Source organism: Rhodococcus sp. M8 (genome assembly GCF_015654185.1).
GTDB classification, from domain to species: domain Bacteria; phylum Actinomycetota; class Actinomycetes; order Mycobacteriales; family Mycobacteriaceae; genus Rhodococcus; species Rhodococcus aetherivorans.
In genome coordinates this window covers 5,217,454-5,234,884 of sequence record NZ_CP064065.1, presented here as the reverse complement: position 1 = coordinate 5,234,884, position 17,431 = coordinate 5,217,454, and the positions used below count along the sequence as shown (strand labels likewise).

The 17,431-nt window shown below is 71.5% G+C and carries 18 protein-coding genes; 13 read left to right on the top strand and 5 right to left on the bottom strand.

Going from position 1 to position 17,431, the window contains the following annotated elements:
* Positions 1–76 precede the first annotated feature (76 nt).
* The 6 genes from ISO16_RS23800 to ISO16_RS23775 all read left to right on the top strand — a co-directional run bounded on the left by ISO16_RS23800 (position 77) and on the right by ISO16_RS23775 (position 6,603).
* Positions 77–367, top strand: coding sequence for a helix-turn-helix transcriptional regulator (locus ISO16_RS23800; protein WP_029541869.1), 291 nt, complete (start codon positions 77–79; stop codon positions 365–367).
* A complete protein-coding gene (locus ISO16_RS23795) occupies positions 364–909 on the top strand; it encodes a hypothetical protein (protein ID WP_083662408.1) in 546 nt (181 codons plus the stop codon). Before ISO16_RS23800 ends, ISO16_RS23795 begins: the two co-directional genes overlap by 4 nt.
* 32 nt (positions 910–941) lie before the next feature.
* On the top strand, positions 942–1,832 hold the full coding sequence (locus tag ISO16_RS23790; protein ID WP_029541864.1) for an ABC transporter ATP-binding protein: 891 nt from the start codon (positions 942–944) through the stop codon (positions 1,830–1,832).
* Positions 1,829–3,019 carry an ABC transporter permease gene (locus tag ISO16_RS23785; protein ID WP_072634529.1) on the top strand — a complete coding sequence of 397 codons (1,191 nt, stop codon included), beginning with the start codon at positions 1,829–1,831 and terminating at the stop codon, positions 3,017–3,019. Before ISO16_RS23790 ends, ISO16_RS23785 begins: the two co-directional genes overlap by 4 nt.
* 61 nt (positions 3,020–3,080) lie before the next feature.
* On the top strand, positions 3,081–4,583 hold the full coding sequence (locus ISO16_RS23780) for a carboxyl transferase domain-containing protein (protein WP_050034720.1): 1,503 nt from the start codon (positions 3,081–3,083) through the stop codon (positions 4,581–4,583).
* Positions 4,584–4,710: 127 nt separating this feature from the next.
* On the top strand, positions 4,711–6,603 hold the full coding sequence (locus ISO16_RS23775) for a propionyl-CoA synthetase (RefSeq protein WP_072634528.1): 1,893 nt from the start codon (positions 4,711–4,713) through the stop codon (positions 6,601–6,603).
* A 91-nt stretch (positions 6,604–6,694) separates the two neighbouring features.
* Here the strand turns inward: ISO16_RS23775 and ISO16_RS23770 are convergent, their stop codons facing one another.
* Both ISO16_RS23770 and ISO16_RS23765 read right to left on the bottom strand, forming a co-directional pair.
* Positions 6,695–7,000: a DUF3618 domain-containing protein gene (locus ISO16_RS23770; protein WP_006936071.1), complete on the bottom strand. Its 306-nt coding sequence runs from the start codon at positions 6,998–7,000 to the stop codon at positions 6,695–6,697.
* On the bottom strand, positions 6,997–8,550 hold the full coding sequence (locus ISO16_RS23765; RefSeq protein WP_006936072.1) for a YhjD/YihY/BrkB family envelope integrity protein: 1,554 nt from the start codon (positions 8,548–8,550) through the stop codon (positions 6,997–6,999). Before ISO16_RS23765 ends, ISO16_RS23770 begins: the two co-directional genes overlap by 4 nt.
* An 83-nt stretch (positions 8,551–8,633) precedes the next feature.
* Here ISO16_RS23765 and ISO16_RS23760 point away from each other — a divergent pair, with 83 nt between their 5' ends.
* Complete coding sequence (locus tag ISO16_RS23760; RefSeq protein ID WP_072634527.1) at positions 8,634–9,128, top strand: flavin reductase family protein; 495 nt, start codon at positions 8,634–8,636, stop codon at positions 9,126–9,128.
* Positions 9,129–9,165: 37 nt separating this feature from the next.
* Positions 9,166–9,921: a pyrimidine reductase family protein gene (locus ISO16_RS23755; protein ID WP_072634526.1), complete on the top strand. Its 756-nt coding sequence runs from the start codon at positions 9,166–9,168 to the stop codon at positions 9,919–9,921.
* On the opposite strand, the gene ISO16_RS23750 is transcribed toward ISO16_RS23755, so the two are convergent.
* Entirely contained in the window at positions 9,893–10,948 is a 1,056-nt protein-coding gene (locus ISO16_RS23750) for a carboxylate-amine ligase (RefSeq protein ID WP_072634525.1), read from the bottom strand. The genes ISO16_RS23755 and ISO16_RS23750 overlap by 29 nt on opposite strands.
* An 80-nt stretch (positions 10,949–11,028) precedes the next feature.
* Here ISO16_RS23750 and ISO16_RS23745 point away from each other — a divergent pair, with 80 nt between their 5' ends.
* Positions 11,029–11,517 carry a CinA family protein gene (locus ISO16_RS23745; protein ID WP_006936080.1) on the top strand — a complete coding sequence of 163 codons (489 nt, stop codon included), beginning with the start codon at positions 11,029–11,031 and terminating at the stop codon, positions 11,515–11,517.
* On the opposite strand, the gene ISO16_RS23740 is transcribed toward ISO16_RS23745, so the two are convergent.
* On the bottom strand, positions 11,486–12,100 hold the full coding sequence (locus ISO16_RS23740; protein WP_006936082.1) for a TetR/AcrR family transcriptional regulator: 615 nt from the start codon (positions 12,098–12,100) through the stop codon (positions 11,486–11,488). The genes ISO16_RS23745 and ISO16_RS23740 overlap by 32 nt on opposite strands.
* A gap of 82 nt (positions 12,101–12,182) precedes the next feature.
* Here ISO16_RS23740 and ISO16_RS23735 point away from each other — a divergent pair, with 82 nt between their 5' ends.
* Positions 12,183–12,770: a dihydrofolate reductase family protein gene (locus tag ISO16_RS23735; protein ID WP_072634524.1), complete on the top strand. Its 588-nt coding sequence runs from the start codon at positions 12,183–12,185 to the stop codon at positions 12,768–12,770.
* A gap of 32 nt (positions 12,771–12,802) precedes the next feature.
* On the opposite strand, the gene ISO16_RS23730 is transcribed toward ISO16_RS23735, so the two are convergent.
* Positions 12,803–14,602, bottom strand: coding sequence for an acyl-CoA dehydrogenase (locus tag ISO16_RS23730; protein ID WP_072634523.1), 1,800 nt, complete (start codon positions 14,600–14,602; stop codon positions 12,803–12,805).
* Between the two features lie 123 nt (positions 14,603–14,725).
* On the opposite strand from ISO16_RS23730, the gene ISO16_RS23725 reads away from it, so the two are divergent.
* Genes ISO16_RS23725 through ISO16_RS23715 form a run of 3 tightly spaced genes read left to right on the top strand, consistent with a single transcriptional unit; the run spans position 14,726 to position 17,378 of the window.
* A complete protein-coding gene (locus ISO16_RS23725) occupies positions 14,726–15,361 on the top strand; it encodes a TetR/AcrR family transcriptional regulator (RefSeq protein ID WP_083662407.1) in 636 nt (211 codons plus the stop codon).
* Entirely contained in the window at positions 15,358–16,053 is a 696-nt protein-coding gene (locus ISO16_RS23720; protein ID WP_006936087.1) for a response regulator transcription factor, read from the top strand. Before ISO16_RS23725 ends, ISO16_RS23720 begins: the two co-directional genes overlap by 4 nt.
* Positions 16,050–17,378, top strand: coding sequence for a sensor histidine kinase (locus tag ISO16_RS23715; protein ID WP_072634521.1), 1,329 nt, complete (start codon positions 16,050–16,052; stop codon positions 17,376–17,378). Before ISO16_RS23720 ends, ISO16_RS23715 begins: the two co-directional genes overlap by 4 nt.
* Positions 17,379–17,431 lie beyond the last annotated feature (53 nt).

Sequence of the window (17,431 nt, the reverse complement as noted above, 5' to 3'; positions counted from 1 at the left end):
CGCCGGGGTGCTGCCTGCCGCGCGGACGCGTCGACACCGCTTGACCGTTCGTTGGGTTTTTACAATACTTCGTTGTATGAGTCCGGTACGTCGGGGGGAAACCCTGCCGATCCACAACCGCATCCGCGTCCTGCGCGCGGAACGCGGGATGAGCCGTGCGCAGCTCGCGCAGCTCGTCGAGGTCAATCCCCAGACCGTCGGCGCCCTCGAGCGTGGCGACCACTACCCGAGCCTCGACCTCGCCTTCCGCATCTGCGACGTCTTCGGCCTCCCGGTCGAGGCCGTGTTCTCCCGCACCGAGTTCGGGCCGCTGTCCACCGAGGTGTACCGGATCCGCACCGCAACCGAAGGACGTGACGCACAGTGACCGAGATGCCCGTGCACGACGCCACCCTCCTCGAACGGTACGAGGCCTTCCGCACCCGGCGCTTCCTGAGGAACGAAGAAAAGTTCCGGAACATGTTGCCGCGCTGGCACACTCGTCGACGCCGCCGAATCCTGGTCGTGGCCCTCGCCGCGACGTTCGTTCTCATGTTCACCGTGGGCGTGCTGTGCCACTTCTTCGCACGGGGACCGCTGCTGTGGCTGCCGGCGTGCCTGACGTTCTTCCCCCTCTGGATCTCGCTGCAGATCGTCTCGGGCCGGCAGGGCGACGCACCGCGCGCGGCCCTCGACGAGCGGGAGATCCAGGAACGCAACAGCGCTCGCTCGATCGCCCTGACCGTGACCCAGTCCCTGGTGATGATTCCGGTGCTCTACCTCGTCCTCGGCAGCGTGCTGACCGACGGCATGCATCCCAGGATGGCCTATGCGGGCGGGCTCATGACGCTGACCGCGACGCTGATCGGCGGTTGCCTGCCCGCGATGATCCTGGCCTGGAACAACCCCGATCCCGACGAAACCGACTGACGCAGAGAACAACCCGAGAAGACGGAGGAAACGTGACGCTCACGATCAACGGTGTCTCGAAACGATACGGTGACGTCGTCGCGCTCGACGACGTCACCTTCGACGTGCGGCCCGGTGAGCTGTTCGGCTTCGTCGGCAGCAACGGCGCCGGGAAGACCACCACCATGCGGATCGTCCTCGGGGTGCTCGCCGCCGACTCCGGTGAGGTCCGGCTCGACGGCCGGCCCGTCGACCTCCAGGTGCGCCGCACCATCGGGTACATGCCGGAGGAACGGGGGCTGTACCCCAAGATGCAGGTCGGCGCGCAACTGTCGTATCTCGCTCGGCTGCACGGACTCTCCCGTTCCGAGGCCGATGCCGCCGTGACGCGCTGGACGAGCCGGCTGGGCATCGCCGAGCGGGTGGACGACGCCGTCGACGCGCTCTCCCTCGGTAACCAGCAGCGGGTCCAGCTCGCGGCCGCCCTGGTGCACGACCCGAGGGTGCTGGTCCTCGACGAGCCGTTCTCGGGCCTGGACCCCGTCGCCGTCGACGTCATGAGCGACGTGCTGATGGAGAAGGCCGAAACCGGTGTCCCGGTGATCTTCTCGAGCCACCAGCTCGATCTCGTGCAGCGGCTCTGCCACCGTGTCGGGATCATTTCCAAGGGAACGATGCGCGCCGTCGGCACCGTCGACGAACTGCGCGGCCACGGTGAGGCCCGGCTCGAGGTGCACGCCCCACAGGCCCCCGAGGGCTGGGCCGCCGGGCTGCCCGGCGTCACCACCGTCGCGCACGGCGGCGGGCGCACCGTCCTCGTCCTCGGCAACGGCGCCGACGACCAGCAGATCCTCCGGGCCGCGCTCGCCACCGGCCCGGTGCACGAGTTCTCCGTTCGTCGGCCGACATTGACCGACCTGTTCCGAGAGGTGGTCGCAGCGTGAGCGCCCCGTTGAGTCCCGCCCGCGCCGTCGCGCTGGTGGCCCGCCGTGAGTTCCTCACCCAGATCCGCAAGAAGAGCTTCCTGATCAGCAACGCGATCATCCTGCTCGCGATCGTCGGCGGCATCGTCGCCGTGTCGCTGTTCTCCGGCGACGACGAACCCGCCACCGTCGGCGTCGTCGGCGACCCGGCCCTCGGCGCCGCCGTCACCGCCGTCGGAGAAGCCACGGGCAGCCCGGTCGACGTCACGGAGATCCCGGACGCCGGCACCGGCCGCGACCGGGTACGCGACGGCGAGCTCGACGTCGCGCTGGTCCCGGGCCCGGCGGGTTCCGTCACCGCCGTCGCCGAATCGGAGATCGATCCGGTCCTGCGCGCGACGATCGACACGGCCGTCGCGCAGCAAGCGCAGGTCGAGGCCCTCACCGCGCGCGGCGTCGACCCGTCCGCGCTGGCGGCGGACACCGCCCGCGCGACCGTGACCGTCGAGGCCCTCGACCCGCCGGACCCGGAGCAGGCGCAGCGCACCACCCTGGCGATCGCGGCGGTCGTGCTGCTCTACATGCAGATCATGATGTTCGGGATGTACGTGGCGATGGGCGTGGTCGAGGAGAAGTCGTCGCGCGTGGTGGAGCTGCTGCTGTCGACGCTGCGCCCGCTGCAGTTGCTGTGGGGCAAGATCCTCGGCATCGGTGCGGTGGGTCTGCTGCAGCTCACCGCGTACGGGGTGGCCGGGGTGGGGGCCGGTCTCGCCACCGGCACACTCACCGTCACCGGCGCGGCCCTGGGCACGCTCGCCGGCACACTGGGCTGGTTCGTCCTCGGGTTCGCGTTCTTCGCGGTCCTCTACGCCGCGGCCGGCTCGATGGTGTCGCGCCAGGAGGACGTGAACGCCACCGCGTCCCCGCTGATGGTGCTCATCGTTGCGATGTTCTTCGCGGCCTTCTCGTCCGTGGACGACCCCGAGTCGACGTGGAGCACCGTGCTGAGCTGGATCCCGCCGTTCTCGGCGATCCTGATGCCGCTGCGCATCGCCTCCGGCGTGGCGACCCCGCTGCAGATCGTCGGCACGATCGTGCTGATGCTGCTCGTGACCGGCGCCCTGAGCGTGGTCGGGGCGCGGATCTACCGCCGGTCCATCCTGCGCATCGGCCGCGTGGTCACCTGGAAGGAGGCGATCGGCCGGTAGGCGCCGGTGCGTCCTTCGGGAGCCTGGAGGCGCCCGAAGGACGCACGGCTAGGGTCGTGCCATGGCCCTCAGGATCTCGGCGCAGGAGTTCATCGACAGCGTGCTCGATGCGGGCAGCTTCCACTCCTGGGACACCGCCCCCGTCGACGTGCACCCCGACGAGCAGTACCGCGCCGAGCTCGAGGCCGCGGCGGCGAAGTCCGGCGTCGACGAGTCCGTGATCACCGGCGTCGGAACCGTGCACGGCCGGCACGTCGCGGTGATCGCCTGCGAGTTCGCTTTTCTCGCCGGGTCGATCGGGGTGGCCGCGGCCGAGCGCATCGTCCTCGCCGTGGAACGCGCCACCCGCGAGCAGCTGCCGCTGCTGGCCTCCCCCACGTCCGGCGGCACCCGGATGCAGGAGGGCACCCTCGCGTTCGTGCAGATGGTCAAGATCGCGGCGGCCGTCACCGCTCACAAGGCCGCGCACCTCGGCTATCTGGTGTACCTGCGCAACCCCACCACCGGCGGGGTGTTCGCGTCGTGGGGTTCGCTCGGGCACGTCACCGCCGCCGAACCCGGCGCGCTCGTCGGCTTTCTCGGCCCCCGCGTCTACCAGGCGCTCTACCACGAGGCCTTCCCGGAGGGCGTGCAGACCGCCGAGAACCTGTCCCAGAAGGGCGTGATCGACGGGGTGGTGCCGCTCGCCGGGGTCCGCCAGCTCGTGCACCGGATGCTCCGCGTGCTCACCGAGCCGACGGTCATCGATGCGTCCGCAGGTCCCGCGGTCACCTCCGCCGACGACGTGCCCGACGTGCCGGCGTGGCAGTCGGTAATGCTCTCCCGCCGGACGGAGCGTCCCGGCATCCGGCAGTTGCTGCGGCATGCCGCGGCCGCGCAGGTCCCGCTGTCCGGCACCGGGCAGGGCGAGTCCGACCGCACCGTGCTGGTCTCGCTCGCCCGGTTCCGCGGCGCGTCGTGCGTGCTGTTCGGCCAGGACCGCAGCGGACAGTCCGCAGCGCGGACGATGGGTCCGGGCGCGCTGCGCGAGGCGCGGCGCGCGATGCGGCTGGCCGACGAACTCCGCCTTCCCCTCGTGCTGGTGATCGACACGCTCGGCGCCTCGCTGTCCAAGGAGGCCGAGGAACGCGGACTCGCGCCGGAGATCGCCCGCTGCCTGGCCGACCTGGTGACCCTGCCGACGCCCACGGTGTCGGTGCTCCTCGGGCAGGGCACCGGCGGTGGCGCGCTGGCGCTGCTGCCCGCCGACCGGGTGCTGTGCGCGCAGAACGGCTGGCTCGCCCCGCTGCCGCCCGAGGGCGCCAGCGCGATCGTGCACCGCGACACCACCCACGCCCCGCAGATGGCGGCGGCTCAGGGCATCCGCTCCCGCGACCTGCTGCGCGACGGTGTCGTCGACGGTGTGATCCCCGAGTTCCCCGATGCCGCGGAGGAGCCCACCGAGTTCGCCAAGCGTGTCGGTGCCGCCGTCGCCCGCGAACTCGGCGTGCTCGTCGGCCAGGACCCGACGCTGCGATACCGGCGGCGGCTCGAGCGCTATCGGAAGCTGGGGCTGCCCCGGTAGCCGCGTGCCCGCTCACCGACGCCGAGGCGCCGCCCGGCGCACCGGCCGAACGGGCAGTGCCTCACCCCGGGGGCTCTCGAATAGGGTGGTCAGCGTCACAGGCTGTGGTCAGAGAGGATGCGAATCGATGAGCTCGTACGCGGAGGCCTTCCGGCAGAGCGTGGAGGACCCCGAGGGGTTCTGGCTCGAGGCGGCCCGCGCCGTGGACTGGGTGAACACGCCGACGCGCGCCCTCGACGGCTCGCAGGCCCCGTCGTTCCGCTGGTTCCCCGACGGCACGCTCAACACCAGCTTCAACGCCCTCGACCGGCACGTGCAGGCCGGGCACGGCGACCGGGTCGCCCTGATCTGGGATTCGGCGATGGTCCCCGCCAAGCGCACCTACACCTACGCCGAACTGCTGGGCGAGGTCGCGGCCTTCGCCGGGGTGCTGCGCGATCAGGGCGTCGTCGCCGGCGACCGCGTCGTGATCTACATGCCGATGATCCCGGAGGCCGCGATCGCGATGCTCGCGTGCGCCCGCATCGGCGCCGTGCACTCGGTGGTGTTCGGCGGTTTCGCCGCCAAGGAACTCGCCACCCGCATCGACGACGCCCGGCCGGTGCTGCTCGTCACCGCCTCCGGCGGCCTCGAGCCGGGCCGCACCGTCGAGTACCTGCCCATGGTCGAGCAGGCACTGTCGCTGTCGCAGACCCCGCCGCACACCGTGATCGTCAAGAACCGGGAGATGATCCCGGGCTCGGCCGCCGACTACAAGGCCTCCGTCGCCACGTGGTTCGACTGGGACGAGCTCACCGCCGACGCGGACCCGGCCGGGCCGGTCACCGTCGCGGCCACCGACCCGCTGTACATCCTCTACACCTCCGGCACCACGGGGAAGCCGAAGGGCGTGGTGCGCGACAACGGCGGGCACGCGGTGGCGCTGACCTGGTCGATGCGCAACATCTACGACATCTCCCCCGGCGACGTGTGGTGGACCGCGTCCGACGTGGGCTGGGTCGTCGGCCACTCCTACATCGTCTACGGCCCGCTGCTGATCGGCGCGACCACCGTCATGTACGAGGGCAAGCCGGTGGGCACACCGGATGCCGGCGCGTTCTGGCGGATCATCAACGAGAACAGCGTCGTCGCGTTGTTCACCGCGCCCACCGCGATCCGCGCCGTCCGCAAGGCCGACCCCGAGGCGAAGGAGCTGGAGAACTACGACATCTCCTCCCTCCGTACGCTCTTCGCCGCGGGCGAGCGGCTCGATCCGGACACCTACGAGTGGGCGACGAAGGTGCTCGACCGGCCCGTCGTCGACCACTGGTGGCAGACCGAGACCGGCTGGGCGATCGCCGCGAACCTGCGCGGCCTGGACCCCATGCCGATCAAGGCGGGCTCGCCCACCGTGCCGGTACCGGGCTACCGCGTCGACATCGTCGATGCCGAGGGCAAGCCCGTCGAAGCCGGCACCGAGGGCAACATCGTGATCGCTCTGCCGCTGCCCCCGGGCACCCTGACCGGGCTGTGGCAGGACGAGGACCGCTACCGGCGGTCGTACCTGGAGACCTTCCCGGGCTACTACCTCACCGGCGATTCCGGCTACGTCGACGAGGACGGCTACGTGTTCGTCCTCGGCCGCTCCGACGACGTCATCAACGTTGCCGGCCATCGGCTTTCGACCGGAAGCATGGAGGCCGTGGTGGCGTCGCACCCGGCCGTCGCCGAGTGCGCGGTCGTCGGCATCCGCGACGAGCTCAAGGGCCAGCGGCCGTCCGGGTACGTGGTGCTCAAGTCCGGCGTCGAGATCGACCCGGAGACGCTGCGGCAGGAACTCGTGGCGATGGTGCGCGAGCAGATCGGCGCGGTCGCCACATTCCGTGACGTGACCGTGGTGCAGGCGCTGCCGAAGACCCGCTCCGGCAAGATCCTCCGCAAGACGATGCGGCAGATCGCCGACCACGAGCAGTACACCGTGCCGTCGACGATCGAGGACCCGTCGGTGCTCGAGGCGCTCGAGCAGCAACTGCGCGGATAGCTCGCCGCTCGCAACGTCGAGAGGGAGGTTGTTGCGGAGCCCTTTCGGGCGATGCCGCAACAACCTCCCTCTCGACAAGGAGACCTCCCGCTCAGTGCTTGCGGCGGCGGCGCACCACCTTGCGCTTGCCGTTGCGCTTGCCGCGGCGGCGCGCCACCCGGCCCACGACGAGGGCCGCGACGATGCCGCCGACGACGGCCGCGACGATCTGGGGACGTTCCTGCGCTTTCACCTGGACTTCGTGCACCTTCTCCTGGGCGGCCGACTTCGCGCGGGCCGGGACGTCGACCTTGTGGGCGAGGGCCTCCACCGTCTCGGCGAGTTCGGCGCGTTGCTGCTCGACGCTGGGCACCGCGTCGGCGGCCTCGGTGTTGCGTGCGGGGTCGGGACCGGTCATCGCACATGCTCCTTCACGGTGTTCACGTCCTTGCGGATACTTTCCGCCGTCTCGCTGGGTACCGGTGGGGCCGAGTTCTTGGCCCGCGACCTGCCGACGGCGGCCAGGGTGCCGCCGACAGCCAGGACGATCAACGAGACGATCAGCGCGGCCAGCCACGGGGAGAGCACGGTGGCGAGCCCCAGGATCGCGGTCGCGATGAGGGCGCCGACGCCGAGGTAGATCAGCATCAGCCCGGCACCGGCGATGCCGACGCCGACGCCCATCCGGGTGCCCTTGGCCTTCACCTCGTCGAGGGCGTGGGTGACCTCGGTGCGCACCAGGGTCGGCACCTGGGTGGTGAGCCGCTCGATCAGTTGCGCGGTGGACAGTTCGCTGGGGTCCGTGGCACTGTGCGTGCCGCCGGGGGACGCGGTCATCGTCGAGTCCTTTCGGTGTGGTGCGACGTCTCGGTCCGATCTGTCGCCCTCCGCATCGTCGTCGGCGCCCTCGCGGGCCGACGCGGTGTGCGCAAGGCGGAGTTCACGGCCGCGGTCGATGTCCTCTTGCCGCTTCTCCTCGTTCTTCTCGATGTTGCGGGTGTCCCGCGGCGGCAGCTGCAGCGTCTCCTCCGCCTCGATGCCGGCCTGCAGCTGACGTCCACGCTCGAGCTCGGCGTCGAACTCCGCGCCGAACAGTAGCGCGAGGTTGGTGATCCACAACCACAGGAGAAACACGATCGCGCCGGCGAGGGAGCCGTAGGTCTCGTTGTAACTGCCGAAGTTGGAGACGTAGAACGCGAACGCGACCGACGCCACGATCCACGCGAGGATCGCGATGGCGGCACCCGCACTGATCCAGCGGAACTTCGGCTGCGTCACGTTCGGCGTCGCGTAGTACAGCACGGCGACGATCATGATCACCAGGATCAGGATCACGGGCCACTTCGCGATGTTCCAGACCGTCACCGCAGTCTCGCCGAGCCCGATCACGTCCCCCATCGCCCGGGCCACGGGACCGCTCACGACGAGCATGAGGGCCGTCGCGCCCATCGCGATCAGCGCGAGGGCGGTGATGAGCAGCATCCACGGCCGCAGCTTCCAGATGGGGCGTCCCTCGTCGACCTCGTAGATGCGGTTCATGGCGCGGCCGAACGCGCCGACGTAACCCGAGGCCGACCACAGCGCACCGGCGATACCGACGACGAGCGCGAACCCGGCCGCCGGCGCCTGCACGAGTTGTTCGACCGGGCCGCGGAGCGTGTCCACGGCGGTGGCCGGACCGAGATCCTCGACGATCTGCATCACCGCGTCCACGGTGCTCTGGCCCTGGCCGAACACGCCGAGCAGGGACACGACGACGAGCAGCGCCGGAAACAGGGACAGCACGGCGTAGTACGTCAGCGCGGCGGCGAGGTCGGTGCACTGATCATGACTGAACTCGCGAGCGGTCTTGCGCAGCACGAACTTCCACGACGGTTTCGTCAGGTCGGTCGGCGAGTCGGGTTTGCGAGAATCGTCCGGTCGCGGGAAGTCCTCCGCCACGTCGGGGTCGCCGTGTTTGGCCGTCATGTTGCCGCGATTACCCGTACACGGTGGGGACCAAACGCCGCAACCGGCCGGAACAGGAGGCCGAGCGGCGTAGGAATGAAGGCATGACGAGTGCACACAAGGTGTTCCATTCGATCGTCGGCCGCCTGGATCAACCGGTGTTCGTCGTCACCACCCGGGTCCTCGAGGAGCGCACCGGGTGCCTGGTGGGGTTCGCCACCCAGGCCAGCATCGACCCACCCCGGTTCCTGGTGGGGTTGTCCACCTCGAACCGCACCTTCCGGGTGGCCACCGCCGCCGAGCATCTCGCCGTCCACGTACTGGGACGGGACCAGCGCCCCCTGGCGCGCCTGTTCGGCGGCGAGACGGGCGACGAGGTGGACAAGTTCTCGCGATGCGCGTGGCACGACGGGCCGCACGGCCTGCCCGTCCTCGACGGCGTCCCGGCGTGGTTCAGCGGACGCGTCGTCGGCCGGGCCGCGCTGGGCGACCACGTCGGATTCCTGCTCGACCCGGACGGCGGGGAGTGCCACGGCGAACTGAACGACGTGATCCGGCACGGCGACGTCCGTGACCTCGACGCCGGGCACGCGCCCTGATTCCCCACGGCGCCGCGACGCGTGGTGTGATCGAGCGATGCGGCGCCTCGACGATCCGACCTGCCCGGCCCGTCCGCTCGACGACGACGAACTGCGGGCCCTCTACGCGTATCCGGCCGATCTGCGGTCGCCGTGGGTCCGGGTCAACTTCGTCTCCTCCCTCGACGGGGCCGTCGCCGTGGAGGGCCGCTCGGGTGGGCTCGGCACGCCGTCGGACAAGAAGGTGTTCGGGCTGCTGCGGGGCCTGGCCGACGTGATCGTCGTGGGCGCGGGCACGGCACGCGGCGAGAACTACGGCGGTGCCCGCACCAGCGCGGCGCTGCGCGAGCGGCGCCTCGAGGCGGGCCTGAGCGAGGTGCCGCCCGTCGCGGTCGTCACCGCCACATGCCACCTGGACCCCGGGTGCCGGTTGTTCACCGACACCACCGTCGCGCCGGTCGTCCTCACGTGCGAGACCGCGCCCGGGACCCGTCGTCGCTCTCTCGCCGCCGCCGGCGCGGACGTGCGGGTGATCGCCGAGCATTCGATCGACGGGCACGCGGTGCGCGACGCGCTGGCCGCGGCGGGCTGGACCCGCTTGCTGTGCGAGGGCGGGCCGCGGCTGTTCGGTCAGCTGATCGCCGACGGCGTGGTCGACGACCTGTGCCTCACGCTGGCGCCGCTGCTCGCCGCAGGTCCGGAGGGACGCATCGCCACCGCCCCGCAGACGGCGGTGACGTCGATGCGGCCCGCCCACGTCCTCGCCGACGACGACGGCACGGTCCTCACCCGGTGGATACGCGGGGAGCGGTGACGGGGCGGGGCCCCGCCAGGAGCTTCTGCACCACGTCGAGATCGCCGTGCGCCCGCAGCGTCGGCGCGACGCGGTCCAGCAGGCGGGCGAGCATGTCCCGGGCCGGGATCCGGGTGCCGGTGTGCACGTCCACCGCCGGGCCGTCGAGACCGTACCGGGCGGCGCTCCACACCGCCGCCGCACCGAGGTCCGGCTCGACCGCCCGCACCTCGACGCCACGGCGCAGATCGTCGAGAGCGGCGCCGACCAGGCCCCGGCCCAGGGCCGCCTGCAGGACCGTGCCGTCGACCGTTGGGGCGGTGTCGGCCGCGCGGATCTCCACCGTCGGCACGTGGACCGACGGCCGGGCGAGCCAGAACGTCATCCGGGAGTCGAGCAGCACCCCGGCGTCGACTAGGCGGGCGACGAGAGCGGCGGCGTGCTGCGCCGAACGCAGGTACGGGGGCAGACCGAAGCCGGGAAACCGGCTCTGCTGCACGATGCGCCAGCTCGCGTAGCCCGTGTCGCGGCCGCCGTGCCGCGGGGAGTTGGCGCCGAGCGCGACGAGCGTGGGCAGCCACGGGGTCAGATGATTCACCACGGCGGCCGCGGTGTCGCGGTCGGCGACGCCGACGTGCACGTGGCAGCCGCAGGCGTGGTAGTCGTCGACCAGCGCGCGGTACCGCTCGGCGATGGCGGCCCGCCGACCCGCCGCGACGAGGGTGCCGGGTCCGGCGTCGGACTCGGGGACCCCGACGGCGGCGACCCGCAGCCCGCATCGGCGGGCTGCGGCGTCGAGGGCGGAGCGGGACGAGGTCAGCCGGGTCCGCAGCTCCGCGAGGGTCCGGCACACCCCGCCCACGGCCTCGATCTGGGTCGGGTGCAGTTCGCCGACGAACGTCACCCCGGGTACCCCCGGAAGCCGGCCGCACACCGCGTCGAACCCCGGCGCGGGGTGACCCGTCGCCGGGTCGACGAGGAGGAATTCCTCCTCCACGCCCATGGTGACGCCGTCGCCCGGCGCCGCGCCGGAGGTTTCGGGGTTCATGGTTGCGGGCTACCCGTTGCCGCCGGCGGCGACACGCCGGCCGGTAGAGTCCGGACAGCATCCGGCGGAAGGAGTTCCCCATGCCCGACGACGTTCCCGAAGGATCCGCACGGTCCAGCGCGACGGCCGAGCGGATCGGCGAGCTCGCCGCCGACCGCGATCTGACCGTCGCGTGCGCGGAGTCGCTCACCTCCGGCGCCCTGGCCGCCCGGCTGGGCGCCGCGCCGGGCAGCGCAGGGTGGTTCCGGGGCGGCATCGTCGCCTATTCCCGGGCCGTGAAGCACTCGCTGCTGCGGGTGCCGGAGGGCCCGGTGGTCTGCGAGGCGGCGGCGCGCGCCATGGCCGAGTCGACGGTCGAACTGCTCGGCGCCGACCTCGCGGTGGCGGTGACCGGGGCGGGCGGCCCGGACAGCCAGGACGGGCAGGAGCCGGGCACGGTGTGGTTCGCCGTGGCCGGCCGCGGGCCGACGCACGCCGAGGAGAAGTTCTTCCCGGGCGAGCCCGAGGACGTGCTGGCCGAGACGGTCTTTCACGCGCTCACTCTGCTCGCGGACCGCGCGGCGAGCTGAGCGGGCCGGTGCCCGCCCGGCCGAGCAGCCGGGTGACGAGTTCGGTGACGAGTTCGTCGGGTGTGGCGTCGGCACCGATCGAGGTGGTGAGCAGGTCCAGCAGCAGCCCGTCGATCGCGTAGTGCAGCAGGGCGACCTCGAGCGCGGTGGCGGGTAACTGTGCGGCGTCGTTGAATTCGACGTCGAGCCGGTAGTTGCGGGAGAGCGTCGCGCCGAGCACCTCGGCGAGTCCCGGGCTTCTGCGGGACTCGAGGCGCAGTTCCATCAGGGCGACGGTCAGGTCCGGCTGGGCGGTGGTGCGCTCGACGAGGTATCGCATGTAGTCGATGTAGAGGTCGACGCTCGGGGTCCGGCCGGCGAGCGCCTCGAGCCGGTCCGGATCGGGGGCGAGCCGCTCGAAGATGCGCGCACCGAGGGCGCCGAGCAGTTCGTCCCGCGTCGGAAAGTAGTTCGCGCAGGTGCCCAGGGGCACTCCTGCCTCCCGGTCGACGGCGCGGTGGGTCAGCTTGCGGGCGCCGTCCGCGCCGAGCACGCGCAGGCCGGCATCCGCGAGCTGTGCTCGGCGCTCCGGATTCGCTGCCATGAAAAAACTCTAGCATCGACCACAACACCTGTTGTAGTTTGACCACCACAGGTGTTGTAGTCGACGATCCGAGGAGCCCTTCGTGCGAAAACTGACCTACTACGTCGCGACCACGCTCGACGGCTTCATCGCCGACCCGGCCGGCGGATTCGACTTCTTCCCGGTCGAGGGCGACCACATGGGATACCTCCTGCGGGAGTTTCCGGAGACGTTTCCGGTCCACGCCCGCGGACCCCTCGGAATCGAGGGACCACCGAAGCACTTCGACGCCGTCGTGATGGGCCGGCACACGTGGGAGCCCGCCCGCGACGCCGGGCTGACGAGCGCGTACCCGCACCTGCGGCAGTACGTGTTCACCACGACGATGACCCAGGCGCCGGACGAGACGGTCACGCTCGTGGCCACCGATCCGCTCGAGTACGTGCGCGACCTCAAACGCCAGGAGGGACTGGGAATCTGGCTGTGCGGCGGGGGCTCGCTCGCCGGGGCGCTGTTGCCCGAGATCGACGAACTGGTGCTGAAGGTGAACCCGATCGTCGTCGGCGACGGAATCCCGTTGTTCCGCCGCGGGTTCGAGCCGCACCGCTTCACCCGGCTCGAGACGAAGACCTTCGACAGCGGCGTCACGGTGTGCCGCTTCGCGGCCTGTGTGTCCTTTGGGCGGCCCTGACCGCCCAAAGGACACACCGGCGGCGCAGCCGCCTAGAGCCAGGCGGGATCGGTGTCGAGCGTGGTCCGGTCCAGGCTGTCGAGCAGGTCGAACTGCGGACCCGTCTTCGGCAGTTCGAACGCGAAGAAGTATCGAGCGGCGGCACGCTTGCCGTCGTAGAAGCCGCCCTCCCGGGTCCCGGCCGCGAGGAGCTGTTCGAGCCACATCCACGCGACGATCACATGCCCGACGGCCTCGAGGTAGACCGACGAATTCGCCAGCGCCACCTCGGGATCGCCGGTCGACCACAGCCGTGCGGTGGTCGCCGCGACACGCGTCACCGCCGCCTGCAGCTGCCCGGCGTAGCGGGCCGCGTCGCCCCCGGCGTCGACGGCCCGCGCGACGGTCCGCCCGATCGTCTCGCCGAGCAGCGCCAGCCCCGCCCCGCCCTGCATGACCACCTTGCGCCCGAGCAGGTCCAGCCCCTGGATGCCGTGCGTACCCTCGTGAATGGGGTTGAGACGGTTGTCCCGGTAGAACTGCTCGACGTCGAATTCGCGGGTGTAGCCGTAGCCCCCGTGCACCTGGATCGCCAGGCTGTTCGCCTCGAGGCACCACTGCGACGGCCAGGACTTCGCGACGGGGGTGAGCATGTCGAGCAGCAGCCCGGCGCGGGCGCGGGCCTCCTCGTCCTCGGCGGTCTGCTGCTCGTCGACGAGCGTCGAGCAGTACAGCCCCAGCGCCAGCGCGCCCTCGACGTAGGCCTTCTGCGCGAGCAGCATCCGGCGCACGTCGGCGTGCTCGATCAGCGGCACGGGCGGCGACGACGGGTCCTTGTCCCCGAGGGGGCGGCCCTGGGTGCGGGTGCGGGCGTACTCGAGGGACTGCAGGTAGCCGGCGTAGCCGAGCGACGTGGCGAGGAACCCGACGCCGATGCGGGCCTCGTTCATCATGTGGAACATGTACGCCAGGCCCTTGTGCGGCTCGCCGAGCAGGTAGCCGACGGCGCCGGCGCGACCGCCGGGGGTGAAGGTGCCGTCGCCGAAGTTCAGCAGCGTGTTGGTGGTGCCGCGGTTGCCCATCTTGTGGTTGAGACCGACGAGGGCGACGTCGTTGCGCTCACCGAGCTGCCCGCCCCCGCCGACGAGGATCTTCGGGACGATGAACAGCGAGATGCCCTTGACCCCCGCCGGACCACCGGGAATCTTCGCGAGCACGAGATGGACGATGTTCTCGGACAGCTCGTGGTCGCCGCCGGAGATCCACATCTTGGTGCCGGTGAGCCGGTAGCTGCCGTCGTCCTGCGGCACGGCCTTGGTGGTGATGTCCGCCAGCGACGATCCGGCCTGCGGCTCGGACAGGCACATGGTCCCGAAGAACCGGCCCTCGAGCAGGGACGGCACGTACGTGGCGATCTGCTCGTCGCTGCCGTGGGTGGCGATGAGGTTCGCGTTGCCGACGGTGAGGAACGGGTAGGACGAGGTGCCGGCGTTCGCGGCCTGGAACCAGGCCATCGCCGCACGCAGCACGGTGACCGGCAGCTGCATACCGCCGAGTTCCTCGTCGAACGAGGACCCGATGAGTCCGGCCTTGGCGAACAGCTCCAGGGCCGCCTTGACCTCGGGGATGATCTCGACCTTGCCGTCGTCGCCGATCCGCGGCTCCTGGGCATCCGCCTTCTTGTTGTGCGGCGCGAAGTGCTTGGTGGCCATGTCCGCACTGAGATCGAGGACGGCGTCGAACGTATCGCGTGAGTGCTCGGCGAACCGCGTCCGCGCGGTGAGGGACTCGACGTTCAGCCACTCGTAGAGCAGGAAGTCGAGGTCACGCCGGGACAGGACGGGAGCGGGCATGGAGGTTCCTTTCACAGTGCCACGGATTCACTCAGCGGCCACAGATTCACTAAGCGCTCACTTAGTACAGCAACGACGGTGCATGATGTCAACGGACCAGCACGGCGACGGAGAGACCCCAGCATGATCGACACGCCCATCACCGACCGGAACGACCTCACCGGCATCTTCACCGAGGTCGAATCCGACGTCGCGCGTCGTCTCATCGGCTCGGCCGTGGAGTCCTTCGCCCGTCGCGGCTACCACGCCACCACCACCCGTGACATCTCCGTCGGCGCAGGCCTGAGCCCGGCCGCACTGTACGTGCACTTCAAGTCCAAGGAGGAGGTGCTGTTCGAGGCCAGCCGCATCGGGCACCAGCACGTCCTCGACGCCGTCGTCGCCGCGGCCGCCTCCGCCACCGAGCCGGCCGACCGGATGCGCGCGATCGTGGACGGCTTCGTGCGCACCCACGCCGTGCACCACACCGTCTGCCGGGTGGCGCAGTACGAACTGCACGCCCTCACCCCGGAGCACTACCGGACGATCGCCGCGATCCGCCGCGACACCGACGCCGTGATCCGTGCCGAGATCGAGAACGGCATCGCGGCCGGGGTGTTCACCGTCCGCGACGTGCCGACCACCGCCCTCGCGATCCTGTCCCTCGGCATCGACGTCGCTCGCTGGTACCAGCCGGGCCGTATCGACGTCGACACGCTCGCGGGCAACTACGTCGAGCTCGTCCTCGGCATGCTCGGCGCGGGCACAATGCAGGGGTGACCGAGCCAGCCACCGTCCTCGTCGTCGACGACGACGAGGACGTCCTCGCCTCCCTGCAGCGCGGGCTGCGCCTGTCGGGGTTCGACGTGCTCACCGCCGCGAGCGGCACCCAGGCGCTCGACGTCGTCGCCCGGCACCGCCCCGATGCGATGGTGCTCGACATGAACATGCCGGTCCTCGACGGCACCGGCGTGGTCACCGCCCTGCGCGCCGGCGGTCACGACATCCCGATCTGCGTGCTCAGCGCGCGCAGCACCGTCGACGACCGCATCGCCGGGCTCGAGTGCGGCGCCGACGACTACCTGACGAAGCCGTTCGTGCTCGCCGAGCTCGTCGCGCGGATCCGGGCGATGCTGCGGCGCAGCGTGCCGGGCGCTCCCGGCGCCGGCTCCGTCGTTCGGGTCGGCGGGCTCGAACTCGACACCGCGGGCCGCCGGGTGCGCATCGACGGCAGCGACGTGGAGCTGACCAAGCGCGAGTTCGAACTGCTCGAGGTGCTCGCCCGCAACGCGGGCATCGTCCTGAGCCGCGACCGCCTGCTGACCCTGGTGTGGGGCTACGACTTCGACGCAGACACCAACGTCGTCGACGTGTTCGTCGGCTACCTGCGCCGCAAGCTCGAGGCCGGCGGGCGGCCACGGCTGGTGCACACCGTGCGCGGGGTGGGATTCGTGTTGCGGGATCAGGCGTGACACACCGTTTCTCGCTGCGTGCACGGGTCGCCGCGGCCACGGCGCTCGGCACCACGCTCGTCGTCGCGGTCCTGGGCGTGCTCGTCGCGCTGGCGATCACCCGGAACAACCTCGCGCAGCTCGACCGCCGCCTCGAGACGGCGACACAGGTGCTGGTCGCCAACGCCGGCACCGCCGGTCTGTTCCTGCCCGCCCTGGGCGACGCCGGCGCCTTCGCCGTCACTATCCGCACCGAGTCCGGGCGGTTGCTCAGCAGCACCCCGACCGAACTGCCGGTCCTCTCCCCCGGCGCCCACACCGTCGACCTCGGCGGCACCGCCTACCGGACGTACACCGCGCCGACCGACCGGGTGCCCTCGCTCCTGTCCGTCGCCGTGCCCTACGCCGAGGCGCAGGACATCACGACCGAGCAGCACCGTCAGCTCGCGGTCGCCGGTGCGATCGCCGTCGCGGTCGCCACGGCCCTCGGCTGGGTGTTCGGCGGGCGGGCCGTGCGTCCCCTGGTGGATCTCACGCGCCGGATCGCGGCCCGCGAACCGACGCTCGCGCCGCGGCGCTCCGGCATCCGCGAGGCCGACGAGCTCGCCGCCGCGGCCGGCGACATGCTCAGCGACGTCGCCCGCGCCCAGGCCGCCACCGACGCCGCCCTCGCCACGGCGCGGGACTTCGCGGCTGCCGCCGCCCACGAGCTGCGGACCCCGCTGACCGCCATGCGCACCGACCTCGAGGTGCTCTCCACCCTGGACGCGACCGGCGACGTCCTGAGCGTCGAGGAGCGCACCCAGATCCTCGCCGACCTCACCCGGACGCAGAGCCGCGTCGAGTCCACTCTCGACGACCTCGAGCGGCTCGCCCGCGGCGACCTGTCCACCTCCCGGGACTTCGTGCCCACCGACCCGGTGGAGATCTGTGACGCCGCGGCCGCCGATGCGATGAGCCGGCATCCCGGCGTGCAGATCGAGGTGGTCGGCGAGACGGGACGCGAGATCCGGGCGCTGCCGAGCGGACTGCGGCTCGTCGTCGACAACGCCGTGGCGAACTCGGTGCGGCACGGCCACGCCCGCCGGATCCGGCTGGCGGTCACCGCCGACGGCACCGACACCATGCTCACCGTCGACGACGACGGCCGCGGGGTGCCTGCCGACGAGCGCGGCGTGGTGTTCGAGCGGTTCCGCCGGGGCAGCGGCGCCGCCAGGGGCGGCTCCGGGCTGGGGCTGGCGCTGGTGGCGCAGCAGGCGGCGCTGCACGGCGGCGCGGCGCGGCTGGAGGCGAGCCCGCTCGGCGGGGCCCGGCTGACGGTGCGGCTCGCCGGATCGGCGGGGTGAACGTTTTCCACCCCTCGGGTCACTACGACGCGGGACGGGGCGGGCGCAGGATC